We start from the raw sequence: 18,600 nt of genomic DNA, 5'->3' as shown, positions 1-18,600 counted from the left end.
CGTTCCACACGGACACATGCTCAGGGCTCCGGCGTTGTTGATTAGCAGGCTTGTGAGCTGGGTTGATGATCTTTGGTGCCGCGCTATTGGGGCCGGAGTGTAGGCACGGGCTATCTGGAGAACGATCGAGTTGGTTACTGTTCGTCGTTGGTCTGGAGTTGCCCGTGCCTACCGTTTCAGTATTGCCTGTGTCGTCGGTTCCAGAGGTGTTCGACCGCTGGAGTCCTGGTGAGCGCAGTGAGCTCATCGGATCGGAGTTTCTCGGTGTGTTGGTCTCGGTGCCAGACCCGAGGGACCCACGCGGTCGGAGGTATTCGCTGATGGCTTTGTTGGCGATCGCGGTTCTGGCCACTGCCGCGGGGATGCGCGGCTATGCTGGTTTTGCCACATGGGCGGCCACCGCTCCCGATGATGTGTTGGCCTAATTAGGGGTCCGGTTCCGGCGGCCCAGTGAGAAGACCTTCCGCGATGTTTTGTCTCGGCTAGACCCCGCCGACCTCAACGCCAGGATGGGCAGTTACTTCACTGCACACGTGGCCAGCAGCGACCCCAGTGGATTGGTGCCGATCGCGTTGGACGGCAAGATGCTGCGTGGTGCTTTACGCGCCAAAGCGACAGCCACGCATCTCGTGTCGGTGTTCGCCCACCGTGCCCGATTGGTGCTCGGTCAACTCGCTGTCGCCGAGAAAAGCAATGAAATTCCCTGCGTACGTGCCCTGCTCACGCTGCTGCCGGGTAGCTTGCGGTGGCTGGTCACCGTGGATGCGATGCATACCCAGGTCGTCACCGCGAAGTTGATCTGCGCCACCTTGAAGTCGCACTACCTGATGATCGTCAAGTCCAACCAAGCCAAAATACTTGCGCGTATCACCGCGCTGCCCTGGGCCGAGGTGCCCGCAGCCGCTACCGACGACTCCCGCGGCCACGGCCGTGTCGAGACCCGCACCCTGCAAATCATCACCGCTGTACGAGGAATCGGCTTCCCCTACGCAAAACAAATCATCCGGATCACTCGTGAACGCTTGATCACCGCCACCGACCAGCGCAGCGTGGAGGTGGTCTATGCCATCTGCAGCCTGCCGTTCGAGCACGCCCGCCCTACCGCGATCATGACCTGGATGCGTCAACACTGGGGAATCGAGAACAGCCTGCACTGGATACGCGACGTCACCTTCGACGAAGACCGTCAAAGGGCACATACCGGAAACGGCGCACAGGTCCTAGCAACGCTACGCAACACCGCGATCAATCTGCACCGCCTCAACGGCGCCGACAACATCGCCGAAGCCTGCCGGATCACCGCTTTGACCGCCAACCGCCGCCTAGACCTCCTCAATCCACAATTCCCCAGCTCACAAGCCTGCTAATCAACAACGCCGGAGCCCTGGGGGGTGTACTGAGATCGTCACCGTTCTGAAACGAGCGCGGTTGCCGCTGGTGCTGGCGGTGGTGTTTGCCGTCGGTGGTTTCGCGGTGTCGCGGGTTCGCGGGATGTTCGGCTCGCAGCAGCTGCCGACCTACGCTGATAGCACGCCCGCGGGTAGCGTCAGCAGCTCGGGCCCCAAGCGCGTGCGATACGAGATCTTCGGCGCACCAGGCACCATCGCCGACATCAACTACATGGACCCGGCCGGCGAAGCTCAGCAGCTCAACGACGTCGCACTGCCCTGGTCGATTGACGTCGAAACGGACGCACCGTCGATGGTGGCCAACATCATCGCGCAGGGAAACAGCGATTTCCTCGGCTGCCGTATCTCGTCTGACGGCGAGGTCAAGGATGAACGGACCTCCAGCGCCGTGAGTGCATACGTGTATTGCATTGCGAAGTCCGCGTGACCACCCGGGTGTTTCGCCCATCGTCGCGAGAGGTGCGCACCGAGCACGCATTGCTGGCGCGCTGGATCCGTCGCCTGGCGATCCCGATCATGTTGGGTTGGCTGGCGATCATCGTCCTCATCAACATCCTGGTTCCTTCGCTTCAACAAGTCGCGGCCGATAACTCGGTGTCGATGAATCCCGCCGGCGCCCCGTCACTGCAGGCGATAAAGGAGATGGGCCGGGTGTTCGGCGAGTCCAGGTCCGACAGCGTCGCGCTGATCCTCCTGGAGGGTCGACAACCGCTGGGGGCCGATGCTCACGAGTACTACGACGACCTGGTGACGCGACTGCGGGCCGATACCGCCCACGTCCAGAATGTCCAGGACTTCTGGGGTGATCCGCTGACCGAAGGCAGCGCTCAGAGCCCGGACGGCAAGGCCGCCTACCTTCAGCTGTACCTCTCCGGGAACATCGGCGACACACTGGCCAACGAGTCGGTCGGGGCGGTGTGGGCGGCTGTGGATGCGCGCCCGCCGCCGCCCGGTGTGAAGGTGTATGTCACCGGTCCGGCGGCACTGCAGGCGGACCTGATCCACTCTGCTGAACGCACGGTCAGAACGATCAAGATTGCTACGTTCACGGTGATCATCGTGCTGATGTTGTTCTTCTTCCGTTCGGTCCCAACCGTTCTGGTGCTGCTCGGTGTGGTCGGTATTCAGCTGTCGGCGGCGACCGGTGTCGCCGCCGTGATCGGCTATCTCGGGGTCGTCGAGCTGTCAACGTTCGCGGTCAACCTCGTGGTCGCCATGGCTATCGCGACCGGGACCGACTACGCGATCTTTTTGATCGGCCGCTACCAGGAAGCGCGCGCCGCGGGGGTCGACCGCGAATCGGCGTACTACGAGATGTGGCACGGCACTGCGCACGTTGTGTTGGCTTCGGGGCTGACGATCGCCGGCGCCGCGTTGTGTATGAGCCTGACCCGAATGCCGTATTTGCAGAGCCTCGGCGTGCCGACCGCAGTAGCCATGCTGGTGGCCTTGAGTGTTGCGTTGACCCTGGGCCCGGCTGCGGTCACCGTCGCCAGTCGGTTCGGCCTGCTGGAGCCCAAGCGTGCCATACGAATTCGCTTCTGGCGTCGCATCGGAACCGCGGTGGTGCGGTGGCCCGCACCGATTCTGCTCGCGTCACTGGCGGCGGCCCTGGTCGGACTGATAGCACTGCCGTTCTACCAACCCAGCTACAACGATCGCCGATACATCCCCGGCGACATCGAGGCCAATGCGGGCTATGCGGCCGCCGAGCAGCACTTCTCGGCGGCCCGGATGAATCCTGAGGTTCTGCTGGTGGAGGCCGACCACGACCTGCGCAACCCGGCTGACTTCTTGGTGATCGACAAGCTCGCCAAAGCCATTTTCCGCGTGCCAGGTGTTGCGCGGGTGCAGGCGATCACCCGGCCGGATGGTGCACCGATCCAGCACACCTCGATACCCTTCATGATGAGTATGCAGGGCGTCGGTCTACAACAGAACATGAAGTTGATGTTTGACCGCATCGACGATATGAAAGCTCAGGCCGAGTCGTTGGGCAACACGGTGGCGATCATGAAGCGGATGCAGGCTTCGATGTCCCGAATGGCCGGAGTGGGCGACGGTCTCGTCGTCGACATGGATGACATGCAGACCGCCGTTCGCGACGCGCGGGACAGTTTGGCGGATTTCGAGGATTTCTTCCGACCGATCCGCAACTACTTCCACTGGGAGCCGCACTGCTTCGACATCCCGGTGTGCTGGGCTCTGCGGTCGGTGTCCGATTCCGTCGACGGGATCGACGCGATGACCGACCAGATGGATCGGATGATCAAGGGTATGACCGACTTGAACGCCCTGATACCGGAGATGATCGCGCAGTTCCCCCCCATGATCGCAACCATGGAGAGCATGCAGCAGATGATGCTGACGATGCACAGCACCATGTCCGGCATGTACCGCCAGATGGACGAATTGAGCCACGGCGCAGCCGAAATGGGTAAGGCTTTCGACGCGGCGCGCAACGACGACTCTTTCTACCTGCCGTCTGAGGTCTTCGACAATCCCGACTTCCGGCGCGCGATGGATCTGTTCATCTCGCCGGACGGCAAGTCGTTGCGGATGATCATCTCGCACCGCGGTGATCCGGCGTCGGCAGAAGGGATATCGCGGGTGGATCCGATCAAATTGGCGGCGATCGAGGCGCTCAAGGGAACCCCGCTGGAGAATGCCAAGGTGTCACTGGGCGGAACTGCCTCGGTCTACCACGACCTGTCGGAAGGTACTCGATACGATCTTGTAATCGCGGTGATCGCCACGGTCTGCCTGATTTTCGCGATCATGCTGTTGATCACGAGGAGTCTGGTCGCCGCGATGGTGATCGTGGGCACGGTGCTGCTATCGCTGGGCGCATCCGTTGGACTCTCGGTTCTACTGTGGCAGTACATCGTGGGTCTGCCGCTGCAGTGGATGGTGATGTCGATGGCTGTCATCATCCTGTTGGCGGTCGGCGCGGACTACAACCTGATGATGGTGGCCAGGTTCAAAGAGGAGATTCCGGCCGGGCTGAAGACGGGGATCATCCGCGCGATGGGTGGAGCAGGCAGTGTAGTGACGGCGGCAGGTCTGGTATTCGCCTTTACGATGACTTCGATGGTGGTCAGTGATCTGCGCACCATCGGTCAGATCGGGATGTTCATCGGGCTCGGCCTGCTGTTTGACACGCTGATCGTGCGGTCGTTCATGGTGCCCTCCATCGCGGCGCTGCTCGGCCGGTGGTTCTGGTGGCCGATCAATGTACGGACCCGACCCGCTCGGGCACGGCCAGTGCGGCCGCAAGCCTGATCCGATAATGGAGGCCGAATCATATGGCGGACTGGCTAGTTCGATAATCGGCCCATACGTGCGCCGCACCCCGATTGACCCCTCTGTGCGAACGCGTAGTGGTGTCCATGTCGTCAGGGACTACCGGAAAAAGCTCGGTGAAGTACCGAACACGGATACAATGTGCTGCGGAAGCTTGCATAACGCCAACTACGACACGCACATCAGCCGAGCCGGACCGGCCACTCGGCGCTGGCTGGTCTGAACGCAATTTTCGAGTTGAAGTAGCGAGAAATGGGGGATGGAAGCACCGTGAGCGTCAATCCATTCGACGACGAGAACGGCACCTTCTTCGTCGTGGTTAACGACGAGGAACAACACAGCCTGTGGCCAGTCTTCGCTGAGGTGCCGGCGGGCTGGCGGGTGGTCTTCGGTGAGGCAGCGCGCGCTGCGTGTCTGGACTACGTGGAACAGAACTGGCCCGATATCCGGCCGAAGAGTCTGCGCGAGCGGTTAGCTCAGGACCGGCCCGTTGAAGCGTAAGTCATCGGGTCCGCGCCGGTCGGATGGATATTGGTGAGCGCGCCCTTCCGCTGACGCGGGGCGGCTGGATATTTGGCTTGCGCATCTACACGACGATCGTTGACCCGCGGCGCGTGCGCCTTGGCCGCGCCCGCCGCGGTCAGCACCTCGCGCTCCTGGTGATAGCCGTTGCGCACCACCAGGCGGTGGCCGTCTCGTCGAGTTGGTCGGCGAACCGGGCTGCGTAGGCGGCGACCTCGGCCTGCAGTACGGCGGTCAGCATCGGCCGAGCACCGTCGCGGACGATCTCATCGAGCAACGACCGATGATCGGCGGCCATGTCGTTGGCCTCCGCGGCATCGTGATCTGTGGTGAGCACGGGCGTAACTTCCCAACCAGCGCGCCAACGTCGTTCTTGATCAGAGTTTCTGGACTTTCAGATCATCAACGGGAGGGTGCGCCCACTTTCACGCCCCCTCACCAAAGCTCATGTCGGGTAGTCCTGGCGCATTGGTGCGCCGGGGCTGGCCAGGTCCTCCCACCCGGTTTCCCATCCCGTCTGCCCGAGCTTCAAATAACCAGGTGTCATCAAGGGGGGCAATCACGTTCGCCCGTCCGGCCCTCCCCTCCTGGTCGCTCCTCCGGATGGAAACGGAGGCCCTTAGGTTCCTTCCCTGAGCTTCGCACCAGGCAGGACCAGTCGACGCACGTCAGAGCGGGGATCGGTCACGAACACCAACCGAGAACTACGCGACCGGCACCACCGACCTCCTACTCACGAGTTCACTCACACACACGACATCGCTTCGCACGCAAAGGTTCTAATCATTGCTCATGGCATCGCCCAGGACGACCATTGCTGATTTCTGTAGGAATGTTGAAGCGCGAATGCCGGAATTACTGCGACATCAGCGGTTTCCGGCGCGCGCTGTCGAAAACAGCTGGCCTGACCCCGATTGGGATCCATGGCTTATGAGAGCCTTGCAGCAGCCCACGCTGTGGGCAGGAAGGCTCGACAAGATCATGGCAACGAGGAAGCGGCATAGCACCGGCGATGACCTCATCGACGAACTCGACCGCATCGCCGCCCAGCGCGGCACCTACCCGGCCGTACTCTGATGCGACAACGGACCCGAATTAGCCTGTGCAGCAATGGCCGACTGGGCCAACGAACATGTCGGCCTGCACTTCATCCCACCCGGTGAGCCCTGGCGAAACGGCTACGTCGAATCATTCAACTCCCGCATCCGTGACGAATGCCTCAACATCAATAACTTCTGGTCCCTGCCCTAGGCCCGCGTGGTCATCAGCGACTGGAAACACGACTAGAACCGACACCGCCGCCGCTCAGCCCTGGGATACTAAGCCCCCGCCGACTACGCTGCCACCTGTACACACCAATGAACGACTCTCGTTCTCCGTGGACCAATTCATGGGGTCCGGTCACAGCGCTTACCGCGGCGACCCGGCGCGGCAGAACCGAGTGGTTCTCAATTTCCGCACGTCGGCATTCGATCGAGACTTTGATCGGCGCTTCGGAATCGGCGGCTTTTACCACCTCCGGCCTCGCAGGCCGGTTTGGGATGTATTCGAGCGTTTTCATGTCTGGTGTCTGCCATACTTTCTGCCTATGGCCTTCAGCCCCGCCCACCGCCTCCTCGCCCGCTTGGGAAGCACCTCGATCTACAAGAGGGTTTGGCGGTACTGGTACCCGTTGATGACGCGCGGGCTCGGTACCGACGAAATTGCATTCCTCAATTGGGCCTATGAGCAGGGCTCCGGCGTTGTTGATTAGCAGGCTTGTGAGCTGGGGAATTGTGGATTGAGGAGGTCTAGGCGGCGGTTGGCGGTCAAAGCGGTGATCCGGCAGGCTTCGGCGATGTTGTCGGCGCCGTTGAGGCGGTGCAGATTGATCGCGGTGTTGCGTAGCGTTGCTAGGACCTGTGCGCCGTTTCCGGTATGTGCCCTTTGACGGTCTTCGTCGAAGGTGACGTCGCGTATCCAGTGCAGGCTGTTCTCGATTCCCCAGTGTTGACGCATCCAGGTCATGATCGCGGTAGGGCGGGCGTGCTCGAACGGCAGGCTGCAGATGGCATAGACCACCTCCACGCTGCGCTGGTCGGTGGCGGTGATCAAGCGTTCACGAGTGATCCGGATGATTTGTTTTGCGTAGGGGAAGCCGATTCCTCGTGCAGCGGTGATGATTTGCAGGGTGCGGGTCTCGACACGGCCGTGGCCGCGGGAGTCGTCGGTAGCGGCTGTGGGCACCTCGGCCCAGGGCAGCGCGGTGATACGCGCAAGTATTTTGGCTTGGTTGGACTTGACGATCATCAGGTAGTGCGACTTCAAGGTGGCGCAGATCAACTTCGCGGTGACGACCTGGGTATGCATCGCATCCACGGTGACCAGCCACCGCAAGCTACCCGGCAGCAGCGTGAGCAGGGCACGTACGCAGGGAATTTCATTGCTTTTCTCGGCGACAGCGAGTTGACCGAGCACCAATCGGGCACGGTGGGCGAACACCGACACGAGATGCGTGGCTGTCGCTTTGGCGCGTAAAGGCACCACGCAGCATCTTGCCGTCCAACGCGATCGGCACCAATCCACTGGGGTCGCTGCTGGCCACGTGTGCAGTGAAGTAACTGCCCATCCTGGCGTTGAGGTCGGCGGGGTCTAGCCGAGACAAAACAGCGCGGAAGGTCTTCTCACTGGGCCGCCGGAACCGGACCCCTAATTGGGCCAACACATCATCGGGAGCGGTGGCCGCCCATGTGGCAAAACCAGCATAGCCGCGCATCCCCGCGGCAGTGGCCAGAACCGCGATCGCCAACAAAGCCATCAGCGAATACCTCCGACCGCGTGGGTCCCTCGGGTCTGGCACCGAGGCCAACACATCGAGAAACTCCGATCCGATGAGCTCGCTGCGCTCACCAGGACTCCAGCGGTCGAACACCTCTGGAACCGACGACACAGGCAATACTGAAACGGTAGGCACGGGCAACTCCAGACCAACGACGAACAGTAACCAACTCGATCGTTCTCCAGATAGCCCGTGCCTACACTCCGGCCCCAATAGCGCGGCACCAAAGATCATCAACCCAGCTCACAAGCCTGCTAATCAACAACGCCGGAGCCCTGGGCCTATGAGGAAGATCCGCCGATAGACCTGACGTTGGAGGTATCCGACGAGCCCAACCGAGACCACATCAACATGTACCACCGCACGGCCACCCACGTGGAGCTGAGCGGCAAACGGGTCTTGGAGGTCAGTTGCGGCCACGGCGGCGGAGCCTCCTACCTCACGCGCACCCTGCATCCGGCCTCCTACACGGGGCTGGACTTGAACCGGGCCGGCATCAAGCTGTGCCAGCGACGACACAACCTCCCTGGTTTGGATTTCGTGCGGGGCGACGCCGAAAACCTGCCCTTCGAGGACGAATCCTTCGACGTGGTACTCAATGTCGAAGCCTCGCATTGCTACCCGCACTTTAGTCGTTTCCTCGCCGAGGTAGTGCGCGTCCTGCGCCCGGGAGGATATCTCCTGTACACCGACCTGCGCCCTAGCAATGAGATCGCCGAATGGGAGGCTGACCTTGCCGGCAGCCCGCTGCGGCAACTCTCGCAACGGGAAATCAATGCGGAGGTGGTGCGCGGTATCGAGAAGAATTCACACACGTCACGGGTGCTGGTCGATCGCAATCTGCCAGCCTTCCTGCGTTTCGCGGACCGCGCGGTAGGTAGGCAGCTGTCCCGCTACCTGGAAGGCGGGGAACTCTCGTACCGGATGTACTGCTTCACTAAGGATTTCGCGGCGTCCCGATGAACCCAGCTGAGCGCGAGTTCGGCATTGTCGTATACGGTGCCACCGGCTTCTCCGGTACGTTGACCGCCGAACGCCTCGCCCAGAGCGGGTCGGCGCACGGATGTCCCGGCCGGCCGCTCTAGTGAACGGCTGCGGGCTACGCGAGAGACGTTGTGCTCGATTTCGGCTCTGCCGATGGCGATGAGCTGGTGGCGTGGGAGTTTGACCATGCCGGCCCCACCAGCCCCGGCGACCGCACCCTCATTTACGCCGCTGCCCTGCAACGCATTCATACCCGCCGCGTAGGCCTGGTGGAAGCCCGTCGCCAAAGCCCCAGCCAACAGACAGATCCGCCCAACGGCGGCGATGGCTGACAATTCCCGAGCAGCGGGTGCTAGCACCGATTGTGACAGTCGAATCGACGCATCGGCCGTGTCGAACGGAGGTGTTGAAATGGTTGTACCCGAGAACTATTGCCTTCCGCAGGACGCCGACCGTGCGCTGATGCAGGTCATACTGGCTGTACGGGACCGGATGCTTGGATCAGCGAGGGGAGTGGCGTGAGTCGGAGGTTCGCCTTCTACGGCCGAGTGAGCACGGAGGACGCTCAAGCCCCAGAAGCGAGTCGAATCTGGCAGAAACGGCGGGCCATCGACCTGATCACTCCGCATGGCGGGGTCCTCATCGGTGATTACTTCGATGTGGGACAAAGCCGTTCGCTGCCGTGGAAGCGGAGGCCCGAAGCGTCGTGTCTCCAAGTTGTCGTGATCCGGGAGGTTGTTAACGGCGTGCTGCTTGAAAGTGGGAGGGCCTCCTGACGGGGTGGATGTGTCTGCATGCACCCGTAGGAGGTCCTTGTGTCTCACGCTAACGCTCGTACCAATGTGTTCGCTGGTCAGTTGATCGTTCGTGAAGACGAGGTGACTGCGCGACTTGATGAATGGATCGCCATCTTGGCCAATCCGGAAGACCTCGCCGCGGGCAGGACGTCGACCCGGCAGCCGGTACTGGCTACGCCGGCATGCAACGCCAGCTTCGCGAGGCGAATGCCCAGGTTGCTGCTTTGGTTACCGCCGTGGAGTCTGGCGTGGCCGTGGAGGACTTGACCGCCGCATTGCATCGCCGCACCGCCGAGCGTGACGAGCTGAAGGCCCGTCTTGAGCAAGTGGAGCGGCCCCGTGTCATGTCCGCCGCACAGATCAGCGAATTAGTCGAGGAACTGGGTGGGCTGTCAGCCGTGCTCGGTGCCGCGACCGGGGCGGAACGCGCACAGGTGTAGGCAAGCCTAGGTTTGCGTCTTTGACTACGACCCCTACCTGGGACGGGTCAAGGCGACGGCCGACTTGAGTCGTGTCGCCGGATGTGTCCGAGGGGGGACTTGAACCCCCACGCCCATTAGTAGGGCACTAGCACCTCAAGCTAGCGCGTCTGCCATTCCGCCACTCGGACAAACCAACCGCATCGGTCGGCAGCTAAGGCTATCGGATGGGTGCGGCTGGACCCAACTTGGCCGGACGTCGGCCCGTTGGTGGGGTTGCGGCAACCTGAATGTGCGGGCGGCGTCAGCGGCTGGGCCGAGGGTGGTAGGAAAGGTGACTGTGACCCAAAAGAATGGGGAGACCGGGACTTCAACCGACTCGCGCGATGACGTTGCCGAGGTTGTCAGCAGATTGATTCGGTTCGACACCACCAACACCGGCGAACCTGAGACCACCAAGGGCGAGGCGGAGTGTGCCCGCTGGGTAGCCGAACAACTCGCAGAGGTCGGGTACCAGACCGAATACGTGGAGTCCGGTGCACCGGGCCGGGGCAACGTGTTCGCTCGCCTTCGGGGCGCGGACAGCTCCCGGGGCGCCTTGCTGATCCACGGCCATCTGGACGTGGTGCCGGCCGAGGCCGCCGATTGGAGCGTGCACCCGTTTTCCGGCGCGATCGAAGACGGTTATGTCTGGGGCCGCGGCGCGGTCGACATGAAGGACATGGTCGGGATGATGATCGTGGTTGCCCGGCACTTCCGCCGAGCCGGGATCGTGCCACCTCGCGACCTGGTTTTTGCCTTCCTCGCCGACGAGGAGCACGGTGGCCACTTCGGTGCGCACTGGCTCGTCGATAACCGCCCAGATCTATTCGACGGTGTCACCGAGGCGGTCGGCGAGGTTGGCGGCTTTTCCCTGACCGTCCCGCGCCGGGACGGGGGTGAACGCCGGCTGTACCTGGTCGAGACCGCCGAAAAGGGAATCCTGTGGATGCGCTTGACGGCCCAGGGGAGGGCGGGCCACGGCTCCATGGTGCACGACCACAACGCAGTCACCACGGTCGCCGAGGCGGTAGCCCGGCTGGGCCGTCACCAGTTTCCGCTCGTGATCACCGACACCGTCGCCCAGTTTCTCCACGCGGTGAGCGAGGAGACCGGGCTCGAACTCGACCCCGACTCACCGGACCTGGAAGGGACTCTGGACAAACTCGGCCCGATCGCTCGCATGCTCAAGGCGGTGCTGCGCGATACCGCGAATCCGACCATGCTCAAAGCCGGGTACAAGGCGAACGTCATCCCGGCGACGGCGGAGGCGGTGGTGGACTGTCGCGTCCTGCCAGGCCGTCAGGCGGCATTCGAGGCCGAAGTCGACGAGCTGATCGGCCCCGATGTGAGCCGGGAGTGGATAAGCGAGTTGGCGTCCTATGAGACCAGCTTTGACGGGGACCTTGTCGATGCCATGAATGCCGCGGTGCTGTCGGTCGATCCCGACGGCCGAACGGTTCCCTACATGCTGTCCGGTGGGACCGATGCGAAAGCCTTCGCTCGCTTGGGTATTCGCTGCTTTGGCTTCAGCCCGCTGCGGTTGCCGCCGGAACTGGATTTCGCCGCGCTGTTCCACGGTGTCGATGAGCGGGTGCCCATCGACGCGCTCAGGTTCGGCACCGAGGTACTGACACACTTCCTGACACACTGCTAGTCGGAAAGCACAGGAGAGGACTGACCATGACATCGCCAGACCCGTACGACGCGCTACCCAAACTGCCTTCATTCAGCCTGACCTCGGCTTCGATCACCGACGGGCAGCCGCTTGCCACACCACAAGTCAGCGGAATCATGGGAGCGGGCGGGGAGGATGTCAGCCCGCAACTGAGCTGGTCGGGATTCCCCGAAGGGACGCGCAGCTTCGCGGTCACCGTCTATGACCCCGATGCCCCCACCCTGTCCGGGTTCTGGCATTGGGCGGTGGCCAACCTGCCCGCCGACGTCACCGAATTGCCTGCCGGGGCCGGCGACGGCCGCGAACTACCGGGGGGTGCGCTCGCCCTGGTCAACGACGCGGGCATGCGGCGCTACATCGGCGCCGCGCCGCCAGCCGGGCACGGTGTGCACCGCTACTACGTCGCGGTGCATGCGGTCGACGTCGACAAGCTCGAACTCAGCGAGGGCGCCAGCCCTGCTTTCCTGGGGTTCAACCTGTTCCAGCACGCAATCGCGCGCGCGGTCATCCACGGGACCTACGAACAGACATAGCCGTCACGGCCCGCGCGGGCACGGCGGTTTCGGGTCGGGTAGACCACGCCGTCCTTGATCCGGCCGCCTGATCGGCATGAATGCCGGTGTGGCAGTTCTGTCGGTGTGCGCCGATAGTATTCGAACATGCATTCGAATGGATGTTCGGATCGGGAGTCGGTGGTCGCGACGCTGGACCGGCTCGGTCGTGCGGTCGATGCGTTGGTTGAGGTGTCGTTCGAGGCGTTGACCACTCCGGAGCGGTTGCGGGTGTTGGAGCGGTTGGAGGTGGTGGCGCGTCGGTTGCCGGCGGCCCAGTATGCGTTGCTCAACCAGCTTGATGAGCAGGCTGGTGAGGCGGAGTTGGGTGGGCGACTGGCGGCGGTGGTGGCCAGTCGGTTGCGGATCACCCGCAGCGAGGCGGGTCGCCGGGTGGCTGAGGCTGCCGAGGTGGGGCCGCGGCGCGCGTTGAGCGGTCAGCCGGTGGGGCCGGTGTTGACGGCCACGGCCGCGGCTTTGCGGCAGGGGGTCGTGGGGGAGGGTCACGTCCGGGTGATTCGTGACTTCTTTCGGCAGCTACCTGCTGGCGTCGACGTGGGGACCCGGGACAGGGCCGAGGCTCATCTGGCGAAGCTGGCTACCCAGTTTCGTCCTGATCAGTTGGCCAGGTTGGCGGGGCGGTTGATGGATTGCCTCAATCCTGATGGTCGCCATAGCGATGAGGACCGGGCGCGGCGGCGTGGTCTGAGCCTGGGTAGGCAGGGGTTGGACGGGATGTCGCGCATTAGCGGGTGGCTGACCCCGGAGGCGCGCGCTGGGTTGGAGGCGGTGTGGGCCAAGCTGGCCGCACCGGGGATGTGTAACCCCGAGGACGAGGCCGCGGTGGTGGATGGGCCGGTGTCGCGCGACGCCGCTGATCGTGACAGTCGCAGTGTGAGTCAACGTCAACATGACGGGTTCAATGCGGCGTTGCGGGCGGTGTTGGCGTCGGGAGAGCTGGGGCAGCATAACGGGTTGCCGGCGTCGATCATCGTGTCGACCACGCTGAAGGAGTTGGAGGCCGCCGCGGGCAGGGGGCTGACCGGTGGGGGCACGTTGCTGCCGATGTCGGATGTGATCCGGTTGGCTCGTCACGCGCATCACTATCTGGCGGTGTTTGATCGGGGTGAGGCGATCGGGCTCTATCACGCCAAACGGTTGGCCACACCGGGGCAGCGGATCGTTCTTTACGCCAAAGATCGCGGTTGCACCCGCCCGGGCTGTGACGTGGCGGGCTATCAGTGCGAGGTGCATCATGTCGCCGCATGGGCCATCAGCGGGCGCACCGATATCAACCAACTCACCCTGGCCTGCGGCCCGGATCACAAATTGCTCGAGCAAGGCTGGCGCACCCGCAAGAACGCTCACGGCGATACCGAATGGCTCCCACCGCCGCACCTCGACCACGGACAGCCAAGAACCAACAGCTACCACCACCCGGAAAAACTGCTCCGCGACAGCGCCGACGATGACGACGAGGGTCACGGGGCGGCGTAAGCCTGTCGCTCCTAACTGGGCGGACGTCCCCGCTCGGCGGCGTTGGAGCCGACCGCTTCGTGCAGTGAGCCGAAACCGCCCTGGTGCAGCCGGCGGGCGATGCCGTCGTGAATGTGCTTGGACCACAGGCCCCCGCCGTAGATGAAGCCGGTATAGCCCTGCAGCAACGATGCACCGGCGGTAATTCGGTCCCAGGCATCCTCGGCGGTTTCGATGCCGCCCACACTGATCAGGGTCAGTCGATCGCCGACGCGCTGATAGAGCCGGCGCAACACCTCGAGTGAGCGCTCTGCCACCGGCGGCCCGGAAATGCCGCCCGCGCCGAGTTGGCCGACGCCAGGGGTCAGCAACCCATCGCGCGACACGGTGGTGTTGGTCGCAACGATGCCGGCCAGGCCAAGCTCGACGGCCAAGTCGGCGACCTCGTCGACGTCGGAATCGGAGAGGTCGGGCGCAATCTTCACCAGTACCGGTGTCGACGTTTCGGCCAGCACGGCGGCCAGGATGGGCCGTAGTGACTCCACCGCCTGCAAATCCCGCAATCCCGGTGTGTTCGGGGAGCTGACGTTGACCACCAGGTAGGACGCCAGCGGGCCGACCAGTCTGGCGCTGGCCCGGTAATCGTCAACCGCCTGGTCGGCCGGGGTGGTCTTGGTCTTGCCGATGTTGACCCCGACGGGTACTTCGGGATGGTGGCGGGCCAGCCGGATTGCGAGTGCGCCCGCGCCGTGGTTGTTGAATCCCATCCGGTTGAGCAGCGCTAGGTCCTCGGGCAACCGGAACAGCCGTGGGGCCGGGTTACCGGGCTGCGGGTGCGCGGTGACCGTGCCGACTTCGGCATAGCCGAAGCCCATCGCGGCCCAGGTGTCCAGTCCGGTGCCGTCCTTGTCGAACCCCGCGGCCAGTCCGAGCGGGCCGGGAAATCGCACCCCAAACACGGTAGAAGCCAGCACCGGGTCGGTCGGGCCCAGCCATCGCGTCAACATCCGCCGTACCGGTGTGGCCGCGGTGGCACCGCGCAGCACGGCAAAAACCAACTTGTGCACCCGCTCGGGCGGCAGCAGGAACAGCAGCCTACGCAGCAAGCAGTACATTCGAGACCCGTCCTGGTGCGGGTTGGCCACCGTCACAGTTCCGACTGGTCGGGCATCGGGCTATCCAGACGAGACTTCTTGCGACGCAACAACACACGTCTGCTGCCGTCGGTGTAGAGGCGCACCCGGGTCAGCTCCCAGCCGCGATACTCGGCCTCGATGGACAGCCGGGTGGATGCGCTGAGCCTGGTCACTTCCGGCGGCAGGCGCAGTGGCGCCCACTCATACTCGTCCGACATGTCGGTGGCCCAGCCGGCGGGCAACTGGCCCCGCCGCGACACGGAACTGCTGGTCAAGGGACACCTGCCGCATGCTCGATGACCTGTACCCCAGCGCCTGACCCGGACACGACGAATAAGGTGCCTGACGCTTCGTCAAAGGCCAACGAGTTGGGTTGCTGCACGGTTGGGTAACGCACCTTTTCCACGGGTATTCCGGTGCTGAGATCGTAACCAATAACGAGGTTCGCCGCGGTCTGGGACACCCAGGCCAGTTGATTCGACCCCGCTAGCCCGTACGGGTCCTGTGGCACCGGGTAGGCCTGGCGCAGGATCAGCGGGTCAACGCCATACACCAGCAATTGGCCGCCACGGGTATCTGCGACCAGCACTCGCCCCAGCGAGTCGGCGGCCGTGGTGGTCGCCCCCTCACCGGCGCGTAGTGCCTGTTCGGCGCGCCCGTCGGCGTCGATCGTCGTCACCGAAGTCTGTCCGCGGTCCAACACGACGGCTGTGTTTCCTTGCGTAACGACCGCATCGACGCGGGCGAAGATCTTGATCCGGCTGAGGACCTGGGCGGTGCCGGCGGAGGCGGGGGTTTGCGGTGAGGCCAGGGTGTACAGGGCGCCGTCGGCGGTGCCCAAAACTAGCTTCCCGTCCATCCGGCGTGCGATCGCGGTGAATTCGGTGTCTGCCGAATCGGCCACGTTGACCTGCGATACGCCCCCACTGGGCAGGTCCACCACGAAGTAGCCGCCACGGGCAGACGCGTAGGCCTTGCCGTGGCCGTCACCGGTCAACCCGGTTGCGGGCCCGGGAAGTGTGATTGGTCGAGCTGGGGTTTGCTCCTGAGCGAACACGCTGATGCTGGCCGGCGCCGATGCGTCCGAACCCGGGCTCAGAACGGCCAACCTGCCGGAGTCGACGTCATACACCGCCGCCTGCGGATGCCCGCCCAGCGGCCGAACCACACCTGCCGGAGGCTGAGAAATCGGCGGAGACACGGCCGGCCGCGCGGGCTCGATCGTGGGCGGCGTGGATTGCAGCGGGCCCGAAGAACAGCCCGTCAACAGGGTCAGCAGGGTCAGCAAAATGACTGGTGCGTAAAAATAGCGCTGAAGTGGTTTTCTATGATTTCGCAGCAACGTCTACCCTCTGAATGTCGGCCATGGACTCGAAAATTTAAGGAACGTTGTCGCATCCAATCTCGTCATGTTGCCCACGGAAAGTATTTCTGACGAGGTATTGTCTGGGCATGACCGTCGCTGCTGACCGGCATACCGCAGACAAAGGGTTTGCGATCGAAGACATGTTGACGGGCATTTTCGCCAGTGGGTACGGGCAAGTCGGAGATGGCCACAGTTTCTCCTTCCGCATCGAACACCGCTCGCTCGTTGTCGAAATTTACCGACCCCGTCTGACCGGGCCGGTTCCGCAGGCCGAAGACGTCGTCGCACGGTCGGTCCGCGGCTTGGTCGATATCGACCTCACCGACGAGCGCAGCCTGGCGGCGGCGGTGCGTGATTCTGTCACGCATGCCCTGCCTGCGTCGCACTAGTCACATCTCATAACGGGCTCTCGCACCAGGTACGGTCGTCGTCGTGTCTGCAGTTGCGGCGATGTCCTGGTGGCAAGTCATCTCGTTGGCTGTCGTGCAGGGTCTGACCGAATTCTTGCCGGTTTCCTCATCGGGACACCTGGCAGTGGTGTCGCGGGTTTTCTTCAGCGACGATGCCGGTGCTTCTTTCACTGCGGTCACCCAGCTGGGCACCGAAGCCGCCGTACTGGTCTACTTCGCCCGCGACATCGTGCGCATCCTGCGGGCCTGGTTCGACGGTCTGGTGGTTAAGTCGCATCGCAACGCGGACTATCGCCTTGGCTGGTACGTCATCATCGGAACCATCCCAATCTGTGTGTTGGGGCTGCTGTTCAAGGACGAGATTCGGTCGGGCGTGCGAAACCTGTGGGTGGTGGCCACGGCGCTGGTGGTGTTCTCTGGGGTAATCGCGCTTGCCGAATACCTGGGCCGCCAGAGCCGTCACGTCGAACAGCTCACCTGGCGCGATGGCCTGGTGGTCGGGGTTGCCCAGACCCTGGCGCTGGTTCCTGGGGTTTCTCGGTCCGGCTCGACCATCAGCGCCGGCCTGTTTCTAGGGCTAGACCGTGAGTTGGCCGCCCGGTTCGGCTTCCTGCTCGCCATACCGGCGGTGTTCGCGTCCGGGTTGTTCTCCCTGCCCGATGCCTTCCACCCCGTGACGGAGGGCATGAGCGCTACCGGTCCGCAGCTATTGGTGGCCACCCTCATCGCTTTTGTGGTCGGCCTCGCCGCGGTGTCATGGTTCTTGCGGTTTCTGCTGCGCCACAGCATGTATTGGTTCGTCGGCTACCGGGTGGTGGTTGGCGTGGTAGTGCTGATTCTGCTGGCTACCGGTACGGTCGCGGCGACATGACCGTCATCCTGTTGCGCCACGGCCGGTCCACTTCGAACACCGCAGGCATTCTGGCCGGTCGTTCCGAGGGGGTCGACCTTGACGACAAAGGGCGCCAGCAGGCCTCGGGGCTGATCGACCGGATCGGCGATCTGCCGGTCCGTGCGGTGGTGTCCTCCCCGCTACTGAGGTGCCGCACCACCGTCGAGCCGCTGGCCGATGCGCTGTGTCTGGAGCCGCTGGTCGAAGAGCGACTCGCCGAGGTGGACTACGGGGACTGGACCGGCCGCAAGATCGCTGAGCTGGTCAACGAGCCGCTGTGGCGAGTGGTCCAGGCGCACCCCAGTGCCGCGGTGTTCCCGGGCGGCGAGGGTTTGGCGCAGGTGCAGGCGCGGGCGGTGGCCGCCGTTCGCGAACACGATCGACGGCTGGCCGAGAAGTATGGGGGCGATGCGCTCTGGCTGGCGTGTACCCATGGCGACGTCATCAAAGCGGTGGTGGCCGATGCCTACGGTATGCACCTGGATAGCTTCCAGCGAGTGACCGCCGACCCCGCATCGGCGAGCGTGATCCGCTACACCCAGCTGCGGCCGTTCGTGCTGCATGTCAACCACACCGGTGCGCGGCTGTCCGCAGGACTGCGCGCGGGCCTTCCCCCGAAGGCGGCGCCGGACAAGCCAGACGAAGAGCCCGACAAGGTTCAGACTGAGTCAGTCGGTGGCGTGCCGTCCGGAGACGCGGTGGTCGGCGGCTCGACCGACTAGGGGAGCGGTCCCCACCGCTGTGGTTTAGCGGTGCGGACCCCCTGCGAATCCCACGACAACGCCATCTGCACGGTATTT

Annotated in this window: 13 protein-coding genes, 1 tRNA gene and 7 pseudogenes; 15 read left to right on the top strand and 6 right to left on the bottom strand. The window is 63.7% G+C overall.

Annotated features, from left to right (window positions below; translation table 11 throughout):
- Window positions 1-164 precede the first annotated feature (164 nt).
- The 4 genes and pseudogenes from CKW46_RS18645 (at window position 165) to CKW46_RS18630 (ending at window position 5,213) form a co-directional block, all read left to right on the top strand.
- A pseudogene (locus CKW46_RS18645) lies at window positions 165-1,367 on the top strand (ISAs1-like element IS2404/ISMul1 family transposase).
- A 70-nt stretch (window positions 1,368-1,437) separates the two neighbouring features.
- Complete coding sequence (locus tag CKW46_RS18640) at window positions 1,438-1,836, top strand: MmpS family transport accessory protein (protein ID WP_015356122.1); 399 nt, start codon at window positions 1,438-1,440, stop codon at window positions 1,834-1,836.
- Window positions 1,833-4,691 (top strand): MMPL/RND family transporter, encoded by a 2,859-nt coding sequence (locus tag CKW46_RS18635; protein ID WP_482052246.1) that lies wholly within the window; start codon window positions 1,833-1,835, stop codon window positions 4,689-4,691. The genes CKW46_RS18640 and CKW46_RS18635 overlap by 4 nt, the downstream gene beginning before the upstream one ends.
- Window positions 4,692-4,982: 291 nt before the next feature.
- On the top strand, window positions 4,983-5,213 hold the full coding sequence (locus CKW46_RS18630; RefSeq protein WP_020725582.1) for an MbtH family protein: 231 nt from the start codon (window positions 4,983-4,985) through the stop codon (window positions 5,211-5,213).
- A gap of 80 nt (window positions 5,214-5,293) precedes the next feature.
- On the opposite strand, the pseudogene CKW46_RS18625 reads toward CKW46_RS18630, so the two are convergent.
- Window positions 5,294-5,571, bottom strand: a pseudogene (locus CKW46_RS18625) (IS256 family transposase); the annotation flags it as partial.
- Between the two features lie 656 nt (window positions 5,572-6,227).
- Between CKW46_RS18625 and CKW46_RS18620 the strand changes: the two are divergent.
- Both CKW46_RS18620 and CKW46_RS18615 read left to right on the top strand, forming a co-directional pair.
- A pseudogene (locus CKW46_RS18620) lies at window positions 6,228-6,557 on the top strand (integrase core domain-containing protein); the annotation flags it as partial.
- Between the two features lie 265 nt (window positions 6,558-6,822).
- A pseudogene (locus tag CKW46_RS18615) lies at window positions 6,823-6,966 on the top strand (SAM-dependent methyltransferase); the annotation flags it as partial.
- A 17-nt stretch (window positions 6,967-6,983) separates the two neighbouring features.
- Here the strand turns inward: CKW46_RS18615 and CKW46_RS18610 are convergent.
- Window positions 6,984-8,187 (bottom strand): annotated as a pseudogene (locus tag CKW46_RS18610) (ISAs1-like element IS2404/ISMul1 family transposase).
- Between the two features lie 141 nt (window positions 8,188-8,328).
- Here CKW46_RS18610 and CKW46_RS18605 point away from each other — a divergent pair.
- The 3 genes and pseudogenes from CKW46_RS18605 to CKW46_RS18595 form a co-directional block, all read left to right on the top strand.
- Window positions 8,329-9,015: pseudogene (locus tag CKW46_RS18605) on the top strand (phthiotriol/phenolphthiotriol dimycocerosates methyltransferase); the annotation flags it as partial.
- Between the two features lie 170 nt (window positions 9,016-9,185).
- Window positions 9,186-9,368 (top strand): annotated as a pseudogene (locus tag CKW46_RS18600) (replication initiator); the annotation flags it as partial.
- A gap of 647 nt (window positions 9,369-10,015) precedes the next feature.
- The gene (locus CKW46_RS18595) at window positions 10,016-10,273 is read left to right on the top strand and encodes a Site-specific recombinase (protein ID WP_240274758.1); all 258 of its coding nucleotides are present in this window, start codon (window positions 10,016-10,018) and stop codon (window positions 10,271-10,273) included.
- Window positions 10,274-10,357: 84 nt separating this feature from the next.
- Here CKW46_RS18595 and CKW46_RS18590 read toward each other — a convergent pair.
- A tRNA-Leu gene (locus CKW46_RS18590) sits at window positions 10,358-10,443 on the bottom strand.
- 149 nt (window positions 10,444-10,592) lie between these two features.
- Between CKW46_RS18590 and CKW46_RS18585 the strand changes: the two genes are divergently transcribed.
- From CKW46_RS18585 to CKW46_RS18575, 3 genes are all read left to right on the top strand, one after another.
- Window positions 10,593-11,948, top strand: coding sequence for a M20/M25/M40 family metallo-hydrolase (locus CKW46_RS18585; RefSeq protein ID WP_015356118.1), 1,356 nt, complete (start codon window positions 10,593-10,595; stop codon window positions 11,946-11,948).
- 26 nt (window positions 11,949-11,974) lie between these two features.
- Window positions 11,975-12,502, top strand: coding sequence for a YbhB/YbcL family Raf kinase inhibitor-like protein (locus tag CKW46_RS18580; RefSeq protein ID WP_117438193.1), 528 nt, complete (start codon window positions 11,975-11,977; stop codon window positions 12,500-12,502).
- Window positions 12,503-12,628: 126 nt separating this feature from the next.
- A complete protein-coding gene (locus CKW46_RS18575) occupies window positions 12,629-14,017 on the top strand; it encodes an HNH endonuclease signature motif containing protein (RefSeq protein WP_041299313.1) in 1,389 nt (462 codons plus the stop codon).
- A gap of 11 nt (window positions 14,018-14,028) precedes the next feature.
- Here the strand turns inward: CKW46_RS18575 and CKW46_RS18570 are convergent, their stop codons facing one another.
- From CKW46_RS18570 to CKW46_RS18560, 3 genes are read right to left on the bottom strand one after another with little or no spacing between them, the layout of a single operon-like run.
- A complete protein-coding gene (locus CKW46_RS18570; protein ID WP_015356116.1) occupies window positions 14,029-15,111 on the bottom strand; it encodes a quinone-dependent dihydroorotate dehydrogenase in 1,083 nt (360 codons plus the stop codon).
- A gap of 32 nt (window positions 15,112-15,143) precedes the next feature.
- Window positions 15,144-15,407 carry a DUF5703 family protein gene (locus CKW46_RS18565; protein ID WP_011740349.1) on the bottom strand — a complete coding sequence of 88 codons (264 nt, stop codon included), beginning with the start codon at window positions 15,405-15,407 and terminating at the stop codon, window positions 15,144-15,146.
- Window positions 15,404-16,474 (bottom strand): YncE family protein, encoded by a 1,071-nt coding sequence (locus CKW46_RS18560; protein ID WP_117438195.1) that lies wholly within the window; start codon window positions 16,472-16,474, stop codon window positions 15,404-15,406. Before CKW46_RS18560 ends, CKW46_RS18565 begins: the two co-directional genes overlap by 4 nt.
- A 110-nt stretch (window positions 16,475-16,584) precedes the next feature.
- Between CKW46_RS18560 and CKW46_RS18555 the strand changes: the two genes are divergently transcribed.
- The 3 genes from CKW46_RS18555 to CKW46_RS18545 all read left to right on the top strand — a co-directional run bounded on the left by CKW46_RS18555 (window position 16,585) and on the right by CKW46_RS18545 (window position 18,522).
- Window positions 16,585-16,887, top strand: a complete 303-nt coding sequence (locus CKW46_RS18555; protein WP_015356113.1) for a hypothetical protein — start codon at window positions 16,585-16,587, stop codon at window positions 16,885-16,887.
- Between the two features lie 61 nt (window positions 16,888-16,948).
- Window positions 16,949-17,779 (top strand): undecaprenyl-diphosphate phosphatase, encoded by an 831-nt coding sequence (locus CKW46_RS18550; protein WP_011740346.1) that lies wholly within the window; start codon window positions 16,949-16,951, stop codon window positions 17,777-17,779.
- Window positions 17,776-18,522, top strand: a complete 747-nt coding sequence (locus CKW46_RS18545) for a histidine phosphatase family protein (protein ID WP_086085733.1) — start codon at window positions 17,776-17,778, stop codon at window positions 18,520-18,522. The genes CKW46_RS18550 and CKW46_RS18545 overlap by 4 nt, the downstream gene beginning before the upstream one ends.
- The last annotated feature ends 78 nt before the right edge of the window (window positions 18,523-18,600 follow it).

It is taken from the genome of Mycobacterium liflandii (genome assembly GCF_022354805.1).
Taxonomy (GTDB): Bacteria; Actinomycetota; Actinomycetes; order Mycobacteriales; family Mycobacteriaceae; genus Mycobacterium; species Mycobacterium marinum.
This window is presented reverse-complemented; position numbering and strand designations above follow the sequence as displayed.